Source organism: Microbacterium sp. NPDC056044, assembly GCF_042267145.1.
GTDB lineage: Bacteria > Actinomycetota > Actinomycetes > Actinomycetales > Microbacteriaceae > Microbacterium.
On sequence record NZ_JBHJWZ010000005.1, the window covers coordinates 186,321 to 203,819 of the forward strand.

Annotated in this window: 14 protein-coding genes and 2 pseudogenes; 3 read left to right on the top strand and 13 right to left on the bottom strand. The window is 67.6% G+C overall.

Annotated features, from left to right (window positions below; translation table 11 throughout):
- Nucleotides 1-24 precede the first annotated feature (24 nt).
- Entirely contained in the window at nt 25-1,551 is a 1,527-nt protein-coding gene (locus ACFC1I_RS15700; RefSeq protein WP_376011301.1) for a cellulase family glycosylhydrolase, read from the top strand.
- 290 nt (nt 1,552-1,841) lie between these two features.
- On the opposite strand, the pseudogene ACFC1I_RS15705 reads toward ACFC1I_RS15700, so the two are convergent.
- From ACFC1I_RS15705 to ACFC1I_RS15765, 13 genes and pseudogenes are all read right to left on the bottom strand, one after another.
- Nucleotides 1,842-1,988: pseudogene (locus tag ACFC1I_RS15705) on the bottom strand (alpha/beta hydrolase); the annotation flags it as partial.
- 20 nt (nt 1,989-2,008) lie between these two features.
- A pseudogene (locus ACFC1I_RS15710) lies at nt 2,009-2,272 on the bottom strand (alpha/beta hydrolase); the annotation flags it as partial.
- 337 nt (nt 2,273-2,609) lie between these two features.
- Nucleotides 2,610-3,860, bottom strand: coding sequence for a glycoside hydrolase family 1 protein (locus ACFC1I_RS15715; protein ID WP_376011304.1), 1,251 nt, complete (start codon nt 3,858-3,860; stop codon nt 2,610-2,612).
- Nucleotides 3,861-3,908: 48 nt separating this feature from the next.
- Nucleotides 3,909-5,351, bottom strand: a complete 1,443-nt coding sequence (locus tag ACFC1I_RS15720; protein ID WP_376011307.1) for a sulfatase-like hydrolase/transferase — start codon at nt 5,349-5,351, stop codon at nt 3,909-3,911.
- A gap of 44 nt (nt 5,352-5,395) precedes the next feature.
- The gene (locus tag ACFC1I_RS15725) at nt 5,396-6,694 is read right to left on the bottom strand and encodes an MFS transporter (protein WP_376011309.1); all 1,299 of its coding nucleotides are present in this window, start codon (nt 6,692-6,694) and stop codon (nt 5,396-5,398) included.
- Nucleotides 6,695-7,313: 619 nt separating this feature from the next.
- Nucleotides 7,314-8,081 (bottom strand): helix-turn-helix domain-containing protein, encoded by a 768-nt coding sequence (locus ACFC1I_RS15730; protein ID WP_376011311.1) that lies wholly within the window; start codon nt 8,079-8,081, stop codon nt 7,314-7,316.
- 15 nt (nt 8,082-8,096) lie between these two features.
- Nucleotides 8,097-9,584: an NADP-dependent phosphogluconate dehydrogenase gene (gene gndA / locus ACFC1I_RS15735; protein WP_376012086.1), complete on the bottom strand. Its 1,488-nt coding sequence runs from the start codon at nt 9,582-9,584 to the stop codon at nt 8,097-8,099.
- Between the two features lie 83 nt (nt 9,585-9,667).
- Nucleotides 9,668-10,198, bottom strand: coding sequence for a gluconokinase (locus ACFC1I_RS15740; protein ID WP_376011314.1), 531 nt, complete (start codon nt 10,196-10,198; stop codon nt 9,668-9,670).
- 1 nt (nt 10,199) lies between these two features.
- A complete protein-coding gene (locus tag ACFC1I_RS15745) occupies nt 10,200-11,255 on the bottom strand; it encodes a zinc-binding dehydrogenase (protein WP_376011317.1) in 1,056 nt (351 codons plus the stop codon).
- Nucleotides 11,245-12,015, bottom strand: coding sequence for an SDR family oxidoreductase (locus ACFC1I_RS15750; RefSeq protein ID WP_376011320.1), 771 nt, complete (start codon nt 12,013-12,015; stop codon nt 11,245-11,247). Before ACFC1I_RS15750 ends, ACFC1I_RS15745 begins: the two co-directional genes overlap by 11 nt.
- 8 nt (nt 12,016-12,023) lie before the next feature.
- Nucleotides 12,024-13,076, bottom strand: coding sequence for a D-2-hydroxyacid dehydrogenase (locus ACFC1I_RS15755; RefSeq protein WP_376011323.1), 1,053 nt, complete (start codon nt 13,074-13,076; stop codon nt 12,024-12,026).
- A complete protein-coding gene (locus tag ACFC1I_RS15760) occupies nt 13,073-13,717 on the bottom strand; it encodes an RraA family protein (RefSeq protein ID WP_376011325.1) in 645 nt (214 codons plus the stop codon). Before ACFC1I_RS15760 ends, ACFC1I_RS15755 begins: the two co-directional genes overlap by 4 nt.
- A 22-nt stretch (nt 13,718-13,739) precedes the next feature.
- On the bottom strand, nt 13,740-15,008 hold the full coding sequence (locus ACFC1I_RS15765) for a Glu/Leu/Phe/Val dehydrogenase (protein ID WP_376011327.1): 1,269 nt from the start codon (nt 15,006-15,008) through the stop codon (nt 13,740-13,742).
- Nucleotides 15,009-15,305: 297 nt separating this feature from the next.
- Between ACFC1I_RS15765 and ACFC1I_RS15770 the strand changes: the two genes are divergently transcribed.
- Together ACFC1I_RS15770 and ACFC1I_RS15775 are read left to right on the top strand one after the other, a co-directional pair.
- On the top strand, nt 15,306-16,643 hold the full coding sequence (locus ACFC1I_RS15770) for an MFS transporter (RefSeq protein ID WP_376011329.1): 1,338 nt from the start codon (nt 15,306-15,308) through the stop codon (nt 16,641-16,643).
- Between the two features lie 41 nt (nt 16,644-16,684).
- A complete protein-coding gene (locus ACFC1I_RS15775; RefSeq protein ID WP_376011331.1) occupies nt 16,685-17,488 on the top strand; it encodes a LamB/YcsF family protein in 804 nt (267 codons plus the stop codon).
- Nucleotides 17,489-17,499: the final 11 nt, after the last annotated feature.

The following is a 17,499-nucleotide window of genomic DNA, read 5'->3' on the forward strand; positions in this document are numbered from 1 at the left end:
GAAATCAAAGGAGATAGAGACGCAATGAAAAGAAGAACAGGTGTCGCCGCTGTCGGTGTCGCCGTCCTGCTCGCCAGTCTGTTCTCAGGCGGCGCGGGAATGGCGAACGCCGTCGAGCAGCCGCGCGTGGCAGCACGCGCTCACATCGACGACGGGTCGGCGGCGACTCCGCCGGCCCGTGCAGGCAAATGGCTCGTCGACGCGCAGGGGCGTGTCATCGTCGAGCACGGGTGGAACATCGCTCAGAAGGAGGGGTCCTTCTGGCCCGACTTCCTGACTGAGGAGGACGCCCGGTTCCTCGCCAACCAGGGCTTCACCACCGCGCGCATCTCGTTCATCTGGAAGGGCGCCGAGCCGGCTCCCGGCCAGTATGACGAGGAGTACCTGAAGCACGTGCTCGGCGTGAACCACATGCTCGCCAAGTACGGGATCAGCGTCCTGTACGACTTCCACCACAACGCGTGGAACGTGAGAGGCGGTGCGCCCGACTGGGCGACGCTGGGTACCGACACGGGCTCGTCGTTCCAGGCCTTCTGGGAAGACAGGCCAGCCGCGGACGGCGTCGGCATCCAGACGCGTTTCATCAACCTGTGGAAGCACATCGCCAAGCTGGTGAACGAAGACCCCGACCGCGGCAACATCGTCGGCTTCAACCCGTTCAACGAACCCTCTCCCGGGACCGACACCGGATGCCCCGCTTTCGGTGGGGCATGCCCTGGATGGGAACAGGGCCAGCTGTTCGACTTCTACGAGAAGATGATCGCCGCGGTCCGCAGCACCGGCAACGAACACGTCATCTGGCCCGAGGGCCCGCCGAGCAGCGGAATCCCGCATTCGATGCCGCTCTTCGAGGACGAGCAGGTCGGATACAACTTCCACTTCTACTGCACCGTCGGATTCGCCGCTGGCTGGGGAAACCGGTACCTGACGCCGGCGGAGCAGGCGGAATGTGAGCGGCAGAAGAACGTGCAGCTCGTGTACGGGTTCCTCGCCTCGGCCGATCAGCGCAACGAGCCGGCGTTCATGAGCGAGTTCGGCTGCGGCGACGACCCGACCGATAACGCACGGGTCGTCGACGCGGCCGGCCGAGCGTTCGCGTCGTGGGCGAGCTGGGAGTACCACCTCGACGGCAGCAACACGGGTCCGTGCCCTGGTCTGCTGATCGACCCGAAGGGCGGGGCGACGATGTCCAACGTCAAGCCGCCCCGACTGGAGGCGACATCGGTGCCGTACGCGCACGAGATCGCTGGCACGCCGGAGTCGTATGACTTCGATCGGGCGACGAAGACCATGACGCTCACGTACGGGACTGCATCGGTGGTGACGGGCAAGAGCTTCGCGAAGAACAAGGATGCGCCAACTCGCATCTTCGTCCCGGCAGTGCAGTACCCGAATGGGTATAAGGTCGCGGTCACGGGTGGGCAGATACTGTCCAAGCGGACATCTGCATGGGTCGAGATCGTCGCGAAGAACAACGCGGAACACGTCACGGTGACGATCACGCCGAAGGCGGGATCTCGCACCGACCTGGCGTACCCCGAGGCGCGCTGACGCGACTGGCGAGGCCGGTACCGCTGACATCCAAGCGTCAGCGGTACCGGCCTCTGGCTTATTGGGGGCAGATTTAGCGTCGCAAGCGCTTGCCCTCTCCGCGGTCCAGCGTTCTCGGGAGAGAGCACCGCCGCGCCGCTCCGCGAGGTGACGGGAGCTTGTAGGACTCGTCGACGAACCGTCGACGCGTCACTCGGAGTGATCGACGCGGTGACGGTTGAAGAACGCGACGATCTCCGCGCGGAGATCTTCGTCTTCCGGCGTGCGCCATGGAAGCCTGCGTGAGGCATGGCTTCGAACGCCACGAGATCGGCGGGGACAGCCGCCGAGCGCAACTGGCGATGCATCCGCACGGTGTTGGACAGGAAGAGATCTCTCGTGCCCGTCGTGAGCAGGGTGGAGGGGAAGCCCGTGACGTCTCCGAAGAGCGGCGACAAGAACGGATCCTCGAGGCTCGCGCCGCTCGCGTAGAGCTGTTAAAGAGGTGGCGGTATACGGCGACGCAGTCGTCGAGCCCCGCCGGATAGGGGTGCTCCGGGGGCATCCGGTAGTCGACGCTCCAGATCTCGACGCCCATGGTGAGTGCGCTGAGGCCGCCGATGCGTCGGCACACTTCACCTCCCATGTTGACGAGCCCGCCAGGGTGAAGGTTGAAGTAGAGCGGGCCTCCCTCGGGGACCCCTGGTCCGCGGTGGCAGAAGACCGTGACTCCGTCGATCATCTTGATCGACTCGTGCACAATCTCCGGAACCGGAGGGAGGAATTCGAGCGTGGCGGAATCACCCGCGTCGATGTGCCCGGAGCCATCCCTTCCCGTCGTCGAGAGCAGGGTACGCCGGCGCAACCGGCGGGGCGCTTAGAACTTGCTGGGTGGCGGCGCTGACGCTGGTTGGGAGAGGGAAGAGCAACTGTGCAACACTTGCCACTTAGTCAGTCTTCTACAAAGACGAGCCCGGGGCCACTTCGAACGACGTGCTCGACGCGTTGCCTCAAAGATGCGGAAGATCCAGCCTGAGCGCCGTCGCCCCGCAGAGGGAAGCGACGGCACACGGGGCTGGTCAGTTTGCGGAACGGGCGAATTCGCCGAAGCGTGCCAGACTCGGCTTGGGCGTGCGAGCGAACGTCTGGCGATCGACGTCGACCATGCCGAAGCGGATGCGGTAGCCGCCTCCGAACGCCCATGTGTCTAGCAGCATCCAGTGGATATAGCCCCTCAGATCCAGCCCGTCGGCGACCGCCTCATGGAGTGCGCTCAGCGCCTCCTCGGTGTAGGACACGCGGAGCGAGTCATCCGACGTCGCGATGCCGTTCTCGGTGATGAGTACCGGACGGCCAGTGTGCGCTGCGGCCTGAACCGCGGTGTGGGCGACCGCGGCGGGGTAGTACTCCCATCCGGTGAGCGTTTCGTGTGGGGAAGCGTCTTCGGGCTCGACACGACCATCGGGCCCGAACACCTGCCGGGTGTAGGTCTGGATGCCGATGTAGTCGTCGTCTTTCGCTGCGTCCCAGAAGGGCTCGATCGCGGTGGCCATGATTTCGGCGACCCTGCCCTCGCCGCCCGGGGCGGCCTGGAAGTCGTGGACTGCGATCGACCAGCCCACCATCGCGTTCGGCAGGAGCTCCTTGATCACAGCGCGTGAGCGTCGGTGGGCTTCGAAGACGTTCTCGATCGCGTGCGGCGCGAGGATCGGCAGCGCCATGGTTGCCACGTCTGGGCTCCCGCCGACCCGTCGCGCGAACGCCTCGGCGCGGGCAGCCTGGCGTCGTCCGAACTCGGAGTGCTGGTCGACGTCACCGAACGGTAGTTCGCCCGACGAGAGCAGCAGCGCGCCCGCGTTGGGTTCGTTGAAGGTGCCCCACCAGGTGACGGCATCGCCGAGGTGCTCAACGACGCGCTGGGTGAACCGCTCGAACAGGGCCGGAGCGGCGTCCTGGCTCCATGCACCATCGCGAGCGAACCAGGCGGGCACGGTGAAGTGGTTGAGTGTGAGGACCGGCTCGATCCCTCGCTGGTGGCACGCGTCGACCATCCGTCGGTAGTGGTCGAGTTCGGCTCGTGAGAATTTGCCGGGCTCGGGCTCGATGCGCGACCACTCGGTGCTGAAGCGGTAGGAGTTCAGGCCGGCGCAGGCCACGAGGTCGATGTCTTCCTCGTAGCGGTGGTAGCTGTCACAGGCATCACCTGAGGGCTCGGCGATGGGTGTGTCCGGCACCTGCTCCATCGCCCAAATGTCGCTGTTGATGTTGTTTCCCTCCACTTGATGGCCGGCGGAGGCGATTCCCCAGAGGAAGTCGGAGCGGAAGTGCATTGGACGGGGTCCTTTCGTGGTGGTACGAGGCTGGCGACAGGAAGGGGCTTATTCGAGCACTGGTTCGACCCCGGGTGGACCCATCGGCACAAAAGCGGTGGCAGGATCGTTGCCGCGGACCGGCAACTTCTGCCCCAGACCGAGCACCGGCAAGTGATGGCCTTCGACAGCAGGGTCGGCATACAGGGTGAACCAGGCGGTGAGGTCGCTGCGCAGGCGATCACGGACCGCCGCATACGCGGGATCAGAGATCAGGTCGATACGCTCGTCAGGGTCGTCGGCGAGATCGAACAGCTCGTCGGGCCCGCCGCCCTGGCGCAGCACCAGCTTGTATCGGCGGTCCCGGATCATCCTCACCGGACCGTACTCGTCATACACCACCACTGGAGCATCAGCACCGCTTCCGTCCCCCAGCAACGCCGCGCGCTGTGACATGCCGGGAAGGTTCTCCGAGCCAGACGGCTCGTCGAGGCCGCTGTAGTCAAGGAGCGTTGGCAACAGGTCATAACCGCTGACCATCGCATCGTCGCGGCGACCCGAGGGGATGCGGCCCGGTTGGACGAAGATGGCGGGCACACGAATGGATGTGTCGTACATGTTCTGCGGGAGCGTTCCGTTGCCTTTCCCCCAGATCCCGTGGTGTCCGGTGTTGAATCCGTTATCACCGACGAACGCGATCAACGTGGATGCGTCCAATCCCGCCTCGGAGATCGCCGCCCAGACGCGCCCGAGTGCCCGGTCCAGGCCGGAGACAGCAGCGAAGTACCCGCGAAGGCTCGACTCGGGATCTTTGATCGCAGCGGCCGTCTCAGGATTCTGCAGCAGCAGCCAGGGATGGGACGGCTCGCGCGGAATGCTGTCAAAGGTGCAGTCGGCGTACAGATCGAGTAGTTCCTGGGGATGGGCGTCGACCCATGGGTAGTGGGGTGCTGTGAAGCTCAGATTCAGATAAAAGGGGCGCTCGTCATTCCCGGCCTGTCGGATGAAGTCGACCGCTTCGTTCGCCAGTGCGTCGGTCAGGTATTCTTCCGGATGCTCCAGCTCTGATCCGCGGTACATCGGCGCTGAGTAGTAGACGCCGCCGCCCTTTTCGTAGGCGTACCACCGCTCGAAGGAGGGTCGGCGCCGATCACTTGCCCCCAGGTGCCACTTCCCGATCATGCCGCAGCGATAACCGCCTGCGGCCAGTGCGTCGTGCAACGCGGGCTGACCTTCGAGGAAGTCGATCGCATCGGGTCCGGCGTTGCCCCCGCGGATCCAGTCGTGCACGCCGTGCTGGGATGGAATCCGGCCGGTCAGCAAGGATGCGCGTGCCGGAGAGCACACAGGGGAGGTGCAGAAGAAGTTCTCGAGCGTGCAGCCAGCAGCCGACAACGCATCCAGAATTGGTGTGTGAGCATCCGGCGAACCATAGGCGCCGATCGCCCAGGTGGCGAGGTCGTCGGCGAAGACGAGCAGGATGTTAGGGCGACGAGGGTTCGTGCTGGCCATGGCTCCAGATAGGGGTTGTGAGCGGACAGGTGGGACGGCTCCGATCACATGCTTCCGCGAACCTTGCGGACCAGGAGCCCGCCGACGAGGGCGATCACTCCGCCGACCATGTAGACGGTGGGGTAGCCACCGAGAGCGGTCAGCGCCCCAAGCGCCACCACCGCAGATCCGAGAATCGGACCGAACGAGCGGGGGATCTGGTCGGCGACGGTCATGAGCGACATGTACTTGCCCGACTCTCGACCGGATCCAGGCAGGACGTCGATGAAGAGCGCTCCATCCACGGGCCCGTACGCTCCGGTGCCGAGCCCCATAATGAGCAGCCCGACGAAGTAGTACGGCACACCCGGTGCGAACGCCACGACCATCGCTCCGAGAAAGATCAGCACTGTGGCGACCAGCACGAGATTCTTGCGAATCCGGAACCGGTCGCTGATCCAGGACCCCAAAGCCGCGCCCGTGATCGCGGTCAGAAGACCGAGTACTCCGCCCAGGGACAACAGTCCGGGCAGCGCGCCCGGACCCACCTTCAGGTGGTCCGTCAGGTAGTAGACGCCGTACGTGGTGGTCAGGACTGATCCGAGCACCACGACGACCTTGCCGATCCACGCCCAGGAGTAGTCGGGGATCGCGCGCGGGCTGACCTTGAACTGGGCGAGGAACCCGCGGAAAGCCGGACCGGTCGGACGATCCTCCGGGCGAAGCACCCGATCGCGCAGCAGCGCGATGACCAACAGCGCGGCCACGAGCTTGAACGCGGCGGGCACAGCGAACAACATCACCTGATTGCCGATGAAGGCAGGCAGGAGGATGGATGCGATCAGCCCGGAGATCGCGAGGCTGATGGTGATCAGCCCCTGCGCGCGACCGCGCGTGGCAGCGGGCACCTGGTCCGGAACGAGCGCGGCGGTCCCGCCGGCTACGACGGCGTTTCCGACCGCCTGGATGAGAGCTCCCACAAGCAGCGCCCCGATGTCGTGCGCATAAGCCATGAGCAGCAGGCCCACGATGCTGATGCCTGCGCCGACGGCGATGAACGGCCGTCGCATGCCGAACCTGGAGGTGCAACGGTCGCTGAGGATGCCGGTGACGGGAACGCCAATCACCACGACCAGTGCATACAGCCCGGTGATCACGCTCAGGAACAGCGCTTTGTGATCGGGCGCGAGCGCGGCGATGGTGATCGGCCAGGACACCAGCACCAGCCCGACGCTCGCTACCGACTGGCTCATGGTGAGGAACACAAGTGCAGCGAGGAACCGCTTGCTAACTCGGCGCTGCCCGGGAGCATCGGATTCCAGCATGGGATCTATTGCTGCGGGGAGAGGGGTTTCGTTCGACATCGTGTTCCTCCTTGAACCGGCCCGAAGGTCTTTAGTATGAAGCGTTTAAATAATAGCGTACCCCACGCTCCGAGCGCCTCGTCGGGTGGGCTCGAGGATCGACGCCGGTAGGGGAGCGGGTGACCCAGGGCGTGAGTGGCCTCCAGAAGCTACTCACGCCCGCAAGAAGCTCTCGTCGGCCGCGGAGCGGCGCTGTACTGGTCCCAGAGGGCGCGAAGTGCGGCAGCCCGTTCGAGAGCCTCCGCCTGGGGGCTGCGGCGGCGTTGGGGGTGTTCGGGTCGACGCACAGGCGATCCGAACTTTTGGTCAATTATGTTTCTTAACAGTGGCGCAGTCATCGAAACCCACAAGCGGTGCCTAGCGTGCGTGCTCATATATTGCGGATGCAGTTGCCGCGTCCGTGTCGGTGAGGTTCCGTCGGCATCGCATCAGATTGCACGGCATCGACAGTTGTTCACCTGATCGCCTCCACGAGTTTCGCGGATCGATCGCCGCAGAATCGCTTCAGCTCATCCCTGGCGGAACCGCCTGAGACGAAGGCGCTGCGGGGGCCACTAGAGCGGCCGATGCCCAACCGATGACACACGGACATCCACCCGCCCGACGTCGGGCGGCACCTTCACCCGGACAGCTCGCCCGCGTCGGACAGCGGTATGTTGGCCCGGACAGCGGCGGCGACGATCTTCCGCATCGTCTGCAAGGAGACTCGGGTGCGGTTCGATCGTTTCGGGTCTGCGACGTCGGCAATGGTTGTCCGCCCGCACCCCGCCGCTCGTGCGATCTGGCGGATCGAGAGACCTGTTTCGAGCAGTCTTCGCACGAGCCGCGTAGCCTCTGCGCTGTCGATCGACTCGGGCCGCGGCGGGATGCCCGCGGCCCGCGCCAAATCGCGACGGTACTCAGCGCGAGCGGTTGAGCAGGTCTTTCCTCGCGCGTCGCCGGGGCAACTGCGTGTGTCGCGGCACCCCAGCAGGTAGCCGTTCGAGGTCCCGTGAGCAATCGTAGCCCCACCACCCTTCACGCGTCTCGCCCCGTACTCGGCGATGTAGCGGCGACGTGCTTCGGTGCACGTCACTCCTCCTCTGCGCCAGTTCGGGCAGGCGGCGTTGCTACGGCATCCGCGCTGGTAGCCCCAGGTTGTGCCGTGGACCGGCCCGGTGCGGTGGCTATTGTGTTCTGGGGCTAGCAGGGTCGCGGTCGTCGTCGATTCGCGGAGGAGGGGCTGTGTGGGGGGCAGCCTGCTCACCGCGAAGTCTGCACGCCTCGCAGTGGCAGCCTCCACGCACGTGAGGTAGTCAGGCGAGCCCTGGAACGCGCACTGACCTCGCCCACGACAACCGAGGTCGTATCCGGCCGGGCTCCCGTGTGGGATCTGTGGGAGGCGCACGTCTTCGCCGAGGCGTCAGTGGGTGTCTTCGGCTTCGATCTCGGTGCGGTCGCCGGACCACAGGGTGTGGAAGGTGCCTTCCTTGTCGATGCGCTTGTAGGTGTGGGCGCCGAAGAAGTCGCGCTGGCCCTGGATGAGGGCGGCGGGCAGGCGCTCGGCGCGCAGGCCGTCGTAGTACGACAGCGACGACGAGAACGCGGGGGCGGGGATGCCGGCTCCCGCGGCTGCCGACACGATCCGGCGCCACGCGCCCTGCGCGCGGCCGAGGGCCTCGACGAAGTACGGCGCGGTGAGCAGCACCGGCAGCTCGGGCTGGGCGTCGTATGCGTCGGCGATGCGGTTGAGGAACTGGGCGCGGATGATGCAGCCCGCGCGCCAGATCTTCGACACGGCGCCGAGGTCGATGGTCCAGTCGTACTCGGCGGCGCCGGCGCGGATCTCGTCGAAGCCCTGCGAGTACGCGACGATCTTCGACGCGTACAGCGCGAGGCGCACGTCCTCGATGAACGCGTCCGCGTCGTCGACCTTCAGGCCCTCCTCGGGACCGGGCAGGTCGCGCGAGACCTCCCGCTGCTCGGGGTGGCTCGACAGCGAGCGGGCGAAGGTGGCCTCGGCGATGCCCGAGACCGGCACGCCGAGCGACAGCGCGGTCTGCACGGTCCAGGCGCCGGTGCCCTTGGCGCCGGCCTGGTCGAGGATGACGTCCACGAGCGGCCGGCCGGTGGCGGCGTCGACCTGGCGGAGCACCTCGGCGGTGATCTCGATGAGGTACGATTCGAGCTCGCCCTGGTTCCACTCGGCGAAGACCTCGGCGATCTCGGCGGGGCTCTTGCCGGTGCCGCGGCGGATCAGGTCGTACGCCTCGGCGATGAGTTGCATGTCGGCGTACTCGATGCCGTTGTGCACCATCTTGACGAAGTGGCCGGCGCCGTCGTGGCCGACGTGGGTGACGCACGGCTCGCCCTCGGCGACGGCGGCGATGGACTTGAGGATCGGGCCGAGGGTGACCCACGACTCGTCCGAGCCGCCGGGCATGATCGAGGGGCCGTTGAGCGCGCCTTCCTCGCCGCCGGAGATGCCGGCGCCGACGAAGTTGATGCCGGTCTCGCGGACGGCCTTCTCGCGGCGGATGGTGTCGGTGAAGAGGGCGTTGCCGCCGTCGACGATGATGTCGCCGGGCTCGAACACCTCGACCAGAGCGTCGATGACCGCGTCGGTGGGGCGGCCGGCTTTGACCATGATGATCGCGGCGCGCGGCTTCTGCAGCGACGCGGCGAACTCCTCGTATGAGAACGCGGGGACGAACTCGGCCTCGGGGTGCGCCGCGGTCAGCTCGTCGGTCTTGGACCGGCTGCGGTTGTAGACCGCGACCGTGTTGCCCTCGCGGCTGGCGAGGTTGCGGGCGAGGTTCGACCCCATCACCGCAAGCCCCACCACGCCGATGTTCGCCGTGCCGGGCGCCGTGCCCTGCGTCCCCGCGGGCTCCGGGGTCGGGCGGGCCACGTCCTCGGGAGCCGGCGCCACCTGGTGCGTCTGCGTCGCCTCGTCAGGAGCCTGGTCCTGATCCGTCGAGATCCGGGTCTGGGTCACGCGTACACCTTTCGAGCTTTCACGCCGCGAGCGGCGGCGTTGACGATGCGATCCACCTTTTGGTCTGCCTGGACCGTTACGCCGCTCTCGGTCACGCGCAGCGGTTCGAGGGTGAGCAGCTGGTCGTTCAGCAGCGAGACCGGCATGAAGTGGTCGGGGCGCATCACGAGGCGCTTGGACAGCACGTCGAACGACGCGTCGAGGTGCACGAAGTACGTGGAGGGGGCGACGCCGCGGATGATGTCGCGGTAGACGACGCGCAGCGCGGAGCAGGCGACGACGAGACCGCGGCCCTCGTGGCGGCGCAGCACGGAGCCGACGGTCTCGAGCCAGGGGCGGCGGTCGTCGCCGGTCAGCGGAATGCCTTGGCTCATCTTGGCGACGTTCGCCGGTGGGTGAAGGTCGTCGGCGTCGACGAACGGAACTCCGAGACGGTCGGCGAGGAGCTGTCCGATGGTGGACTTGCCGCAGCCGGATGCCCCCATCACGACCACGATTGGAGACCTGTGCCAGTCGAACGGTGTCATGTCAGAACCTCAGCAGCACTTTGCCCGACGACGAGGCGTCGGCGGCGGTCTCAAGCGCGGTGAGCGCAGCGTCGAGCGGGAACTCGTGCGTGACGATGGGATCGATGCTCAGCGTCCCGGCGGCGAGGGCGGCGATCACCTCGCCCATTTCGTCGTGGAACCGGAACGAGCCGACCAGGTCGAGCTCTCGGGTAATCGCCGTGGCGATCGGCACCGGCTGATCTCCGTCGGGGAGGAGTCCCACCATCACGACCCGGCCGCCTCGCGTCGCCCCGGCGATCGCCGACGCCAGGCCGCGGTGGCTGCCCGAGGATTCGATGACCACGTCGGCGTCGACGGCTTGGACCGCGGCGGCGTCCGTTGCGATGATCGTGCGCGCGGCACCGACTTCGCGCGCGATGCGCAGGGGCAGTTCGTGCAGATCGACGGCGATGACCTCGGCCGCGCGGCGTGCGACCGCCGTGGCGACGATGAGGGCGCCGATCGGTCCGGCCCCGACGACCAGGACCCGCTTTCCGGCGATGTCGCCGGCGCGGCTCACGGCGTGCCATGCGACGCTGGCCGGCTCGAGGAGCGCAGCCGTACGCAGGGACAGTTGCGCGGGCAGCTCGCGGAGCATCCGCGCGGGCAGGACGATGCGTTCGGCGAAGCCGCCGGCGGTGTGGGGCAGGCGGGCCGCGGAGCCGAGGTAGCTGACACCCGCGGAGATGTTCGGCCGCTCGTTCGGGAACCGCTCGGGGGAGTGCCCGTAGCGGGCGGGGTGCACCGCGACCGGGGTACCAGCTGGGGGACCACTGCCGTCGGCCGCCGCGGTCTGGACGACCCCGACGATCTCATGACCCAGCACCATCGGCTCGCGCAGGATCGACTGCCCGGCGGCGCCGTGCTTCCAGTAGTGCAGGTCCGAGCCGCAGATCCCGCCGTAGGCGACGCGGACGACGGCCTGGTCATCCGCCGCGTTCGGAACGGGGATGTTCTCGACTCGGACGTCGCCCGCGCTGTAGGCGAGGAGCGCCGGCACCTGGGCGGGTGCGAGGGTTGCTGGTTCAGACGACAATGCTCATTCCTCCGTCGATGAAGATGACTTGGCCGTTGACATAGGCGGACGCGTCGGAAGCGAGCCAGACGGTGGGTCCGATCAGGTCCCGCACTTCGCCCCACCGGGCGGCGGGGGTGCGTCCGATGACCCAGGAGTTGAAGTCGGGGTCGTCGATGAGCGCCTGGGTCATCTCGGTGCGGATGTAGCCCGGGGCGACGCTGTTGATCTGCAGTCCGCTCCCCGCCCACTCCGCCGCCATCGCACGGGTGAGGTTGCGCAGGCCGCCTTTCGCCGCGGTGTAGGGGGCGATGGTGGGGCGGGCGAGGTCGGCCTGGATGGAGCAGACGTTGATGATCTTCCCGGCCCGGCGTTCCAGCATCCGCCGTGCGACGGTGCGTCCGACGATGAACGGTGCGGTGAGGTCGATCGAGATGACGCGGTTCCAGTCCGCGACGGCGACGTCGACCAGGGGTTCGCGGTGCTGGATGCCGGCGTTGTTGACCAGGATGTCGATCGGTCCCGATTCGGCTTCGATCGCGGCGACGGCGGTCTCGACGGCGGCTTCGTCGGTGATGTCGAAGGCGCGTCCCGAGATCTGCCCGGGGTGGGCTTCGCCGAGCTGTTCCACCGCTCGTGCGACGCCCTCGGCCGTGGTGCCGTTGAGGACGACGTGGGCGCCGGCGGATGCGAGACCGTCGGCAAGTGCCGCGCCGATGCCGCGGGTGGACCCGGTGATGAGGGCGGTCTTGAGGTGAAGGTCGAACAGTGATGCGGTCATGAAGATCCTCAGTAGAACTCGACGGTGTCGACGACGTTGCGCAGCGGCCGGCCGTCGAGCAGCCGGCCGGCGTTGTCGGCGAACAGCTCGGCGATGCGGCGCTCTTCGCGCGGATCGAGTGCGGCGGTGTGCGGGCTGACCAGCACGTTCGGGTGGTCCCACAGTGGGCTTTCGCCACTGAGCGGTTCAACGGCGAAGACATCCAGGGCGGCGAAGCCGACCCGCCCGTCGGCGAGGGCGCGGGTGAGTGCGGGTTCGTCGATGACGGTGCCGCGTCCCACGTTGACGACGATGACGCCGGGCTTCACGGCGTCGAACACGATGTCGCCCAGCAGCGACTCGGTGGCGGTGGTTCCGGGCAGGGTGACGACGATCGCATCCGCCTGCGGCAGGTGGTCGCCGAGTCGCTCGATCCGCTCACCGACGGTGCCCTCGGGCGCGCCGTCACCGGAGCGGCTGAACCCGATGACGCGGGCTCCGAGCAGCTGCAGTTTGTGCGCGGTCTCGCGGCCGATGCCGCCCAGCCCGAGCACGAGGATCGTCATGTCGGACACCTGCTTCATCGCCCAGCGGGAGGTCCAGCGGCGCCACCGCTGCTGCGCGGCGAGCCGGGGGAGGTCCTTCGCGCCGGCGAGCACGCCGAACACCGCGAATTCCGCGAGCGGACCGCCGTGCACTCCCGCGCTGGTGGTGAAGGCGACGCGTTCGAGCTCGCGGGGCTCCAGCTGCGCGGCGCGGACCTGCGAGCCGCCGCCGGCGGCCATGGTCTGTACCCAGCGCAGCTCGGGATTCGCCCGGACGGTGCGGGCGAGAGCCCTCGGGTCGACATCCGGGATGCCGTACAGGGCGTCGGCGGAATCGACGAGCTTCTCGAACGCCCGCTGCTGCGTGCTGGATCGGCGGAAGGCGGGGTCGCCGGCGAAGTCGGCGGCGTGACGCATCGGCGGGAGCAGGGAGGCGTCGCGGATCAGCTCGATGCGCGGTTCCAATGTGACGATGCGTTCGGCGTCGTCGTCGGCGAGCGGGGTGGCGACGACGACGCGGAGCGTGCTCGCGCTCATCGGGCGGCCTCGCGTGCGGTGCGCAGTTCGACGACTTCGGCGTCCTTGGCGGCTTCGAGCGCCACGATGGCATCCGCGGCGGCCAGCGCTTCCAGGGCGCGGTCCTGGGGGATCGCGATGACGCCGTCGGCGTCGGCGACGATGATGTCGCCGGGGGAGACCACGACGCCGCCGATGGCGACGGGCACGCCGATTCGGCCGGGGCCGTTCTTGAAGGGACCGGCGGGGGTGAGACCGCGTGCGAAGACCGGGAACCGCAGGGTTTCGATGATGTCGCGGTCGCGCACGTACCCGTCGACGATCGCACCGGTCGCGCCGAACAGGTCGAACCGCTGCGCCAGGTTGTCGCCCAGGATGGCTCGAGCGCTGTAGCCGCCCGCGTTGATGACGAGGACATCGCCTGGATGGATGTGATCGAGCGCGTCGATCACCGCCTTGTTGTCGCCGGCGACGGTGAGCACCGGCAACGCGCTGCCGACGATCCGCGCGCCCTGCCAGATCGGTGCGATGCCGCCGTCGACGATGTCGAGGCGCTCGAGCGCGTCGCCGAGGTTGGCGACGGAGTGACGCTCGAACGCGGCGAGCGTCTCTGCGGCGGGACGCTCCCAACCGGTTGCGACGGTGATGTTGGTATCGGTCATTTCTTCAGGTCCTCTCTGACGGTCAGGGGTACAGCCCGCGGCTGCGGTGGGCGTCGTACACGCGTTCGACGGCGATGGTCATCGCGGCCCGGCGCAGACTGGTGCCGCGGCGCTGCGAGGCGTCGAGCACCTCTGTCCAGGCGGCGAGGATGCGGGTGCGCAGACGGTCTTCGACGGTCTCGAGCGCCCACCGGTAGGTCTGGTTCGCCTGTGCCCATTCGAAGTACGACACGATCACGCCGCCGGAGTTCGCGAGGATGTCCGGGACGACGAGAGTGCCGCGCTCGGCGAGGATCGCATCCGCCGCCGTCGTGGTCGGGCCGTTCGCGCCTTCGACCACGACCCGTGCGAGCACGTTCCGGGCGTTGGTCTCGTTGATGACGCCCTCGACGGCCGCCGGAACCAGCAGGTCGACCTCGAGGGTGAGCACATCGGCTCCATCGATGGAGTCGCCGCCGTCGAAGCCCCGCACGGTGCCGTGGAGGTCGACGTGCCGCTCGAGCGCTTGGACATCGAGCCCCGCGGTGCGATGGATGCCGCCGAAACGATCTGAGACGGCGACCACCCGTACGCCGGCTTCGGCGAGGAAACGGGCGGCCGCCCGGCCGACCTTCCCGTAGCCCTGGACCGAGGCGGTGGCGCCACCGGCGCCGATGCCGATGTGTTCCAGGGCTGCCAGGGCGACGAGGGCCACACCGCGAGAGGTGGCGGTGGCTCGGCCGAGGGAGCCGCCGAGGCTGAGCGGTTTGCCGGTGACGACTCCGGGCACGGTGTAGCCGTGGTTGGCGGAGTAGGTGTCCATGATCCATGCCATGGTCTGCTCGTCGGTGCCGATGTCAGGGGCGGGAACGTCGCGTTCGGGGCCGATGATCGGGAGGATCTCGCTCGTGTACCGGCGGGTCGCGCGCTCGAGCTCTGCGGTCGAGTGCTCTGACGGGTCGATCGCGAGGCCGCCCTTGGCGCCGCCGTAGGGGAGGTCGACGAGGGCGCACTTCCAGGTCATCCACATCGCCAGTGCCCGGACTTCGTCGAGGTCGACGCCGGGGCTGAACCGGAGGCCGCCCTTGGCCGGTCCGCGTGAGAAGTTGTGCTGCACCCGGTAGCCGCGCAGTGTCATGATGCCGCCGGCGTCGGTGCGGAGGGGCACGGCCACGCTGAGCTCACGTCGCGGAGTGGCGAGCATCTGGAACACGTCTTCGCCGTAGCCGAGGGCGTCGACGGCACCACGGAGCTGCGCATGCGCGTCGAGCAGGGGGGTGGCCTGCACCGCGGGTGGAGAGTCGAGCAGCATCCTTGCCTCCATCGTCAAAATGCGAAGAGAATCTCGTTTCGTAAGTCGATGATGCCTCACTCGTCATGGATGCACAAGTGCCGTCCGAGAGCGTTCGAGGTTCTCAGTTGCCCGAATTCTGCTGGAAACAAAGGGAAGCTAGCTTCGTTGCACGTCACCCCACCCAGCTCATCCGGGATGACGCTTGACCAAATGGAAATGCAACTCTATTCTCAGATGCAATAGACCTCGCAGTGCGGTCGTCGTATCATGGAACGGCACCGCAGAGAGTTGCTCGATTTCGAAGGTGAGACTGCAATGACTGCACCCACTCCGCTCAGCACTGAGCAGGTAGCCGTGGTGACCGCCGACGGGAAGATGGTGCGCAAGGCGACCATCGCCGGCTCCGTAGGATCGTTCGTCGAGTGGTACGACTACGGCATCTACGGCCTGCTCGCCACGTATCTGGCGATCAACATCATGGGCGGGGCGGAGGTCGGCGCCCTCTTCCTGACCAACATCGGATTCCTGGTCAGCTTCATCGCCCGCCCGTTCGGCAGCGTCATCTGCGGCTACCTCGGCGACCGCCTCGGGCGTCGCACGCTGCTCGCCGCGCTGCTCATCCTGATCTCGGGCGCGACCGCGTGCATCGGCCTCATCCCCTCGCACGAGGTCATCGGGATCGCCGCGCCGATCATCCTCATCCTGCTGCGCGTGCTGCAGGGCTTCTCAGCCGGTGGCGAGGTCGCCGGGGCGATGGCGTTCGTGGGGGAGTACGCCCACAACGCGACCCGCAACTTCGCGATGAGCTTCATCGCGGTCGGCTCGTTCCTCGCGCTGATGTTCGGCAGCGTCTTCTCAGCCGTGCTCATCACCACCCTCGGCGACGCCTCCATGGAGGCGTGGGGATGGCGCATCCCGTTCCTGCTGGCCGCCCCGCTCGGCTACATCGGGTTCTACATCCGCCGCAAGATGGAGGAGACGCCGCACTTCGAAGCGCTGCGTGAGCGCAACTCGGTGGAGCGGAACCCGCTCAAGCGTGTGTTCACCTCGAAGAAGACCCTCGCGGCGATCGTCCTCGCGATCTTCCTGCCCGCTCTCAACGGCCCCGGCTACTACCTGCTGTTCGCCTACATGCCGACGTACCTCAAGACGTCGCTCGGGGAAGGGCACAACTTCACGATGCTGCAGGCGCTGGTCGTGACGGCGTGCAGCCTCGTCGCGATCGTCATCGCGATCCCGCTGATGGCTCGTCTGTCGGACGCCATCGGCCGCAAGAAGGTCCTTGCCGCCTCGGCCGTCGCCGTCGCCGTCGCCGCCTATCCGGCGTTCGCGCTCATCACCACGGGCCAGCTCGGCCTCGCGATCGTCGCCACGATCATCATGGCCCTCGCATTCTCCGGTACGGCCGCGGTCATCCACACCATCCTCACCGAGATGTTCCCGACCACCGTCCGCTACAGCGCCTACAGCATCGGGTTCAGCATCTCCACGATCATCTTCGGCGGCAGTGCGCCGCTGATTATGACCGAGATCATCAAGGCGACCGGCAACAGCATGGTGCCCGCCTTCGCCGCGATCATCACGGCGATCATCACGCTCGTCGCGCTGATCTTCGTCCGCGAGACGCGCGGCCTGCCGCTGCGCGACGAGTGATTCGAACGCAGAACATCCGCACCACACGGAAGGAGCACCCCATGGGTGTCAACTCGGTAGCCGTCGTCGCCGACCTCGGCGAAAGCTACGGCAACTACACGATCGGCGACGACGAGGCGCTCCTCGGCCTCGTCACCTCGTCCAACATCGCGTGCGGCTTCCATGCCGGTGACCCCCGGGTCATCGACAAGACCGTCGCGGAGTGCGTGCGTCGCGGCATCGAGCTCGGCGCCCACCCCGGATACCCCGACCTGGTCGGCTTCGGCCGACGCCTGATCGAGGCATCCGAGGACGAGATCCGCACCGACGTGCTGTACCAGATCGGCGCGCTCGACGCCTTCGCGCGGGTGCACGGCGGGTCGATCAGCCACGTCGCCCCGCACGGCCGGATGGGCAGCATCGCGCAGACCGATGCGAAGCATGCCCGGGCGATCACCGACGCGGTCGCCGCGTACGACCCGTCGTACATCGTGATCTGCCAGCAGGGGCTGCTCGCCGAGGAGTCCCGCAAGCGCGACCTTCAGGTCGGGTACGTGTTCCTCGCCGACCGCGGGTACGGGGACGACGGCTGGCCCGTCGCTCGTTCCCACCCGGGCGGTCTCATCTATGACCCCCAGGCCATCGGCGACCGTGTCGCCCAGGTCGTGCGCGAGGGCACCGTGACGACCGTCGATGGGAACACCGTGCCGCTCGGGCACGACGCCGACATCGTGCTGCTGCACGGCGACCACCCCACCGTGCTCCAGAACGGCACCGCGCTGCGCGCGGCGCTGGAGGCCGAGGGCATCCGCGCCACCGGGCTGCGCGAGGTGCTCGCCGAGAAGGCCGCACTGGTCAACCGCTGACGGAGGCGCAC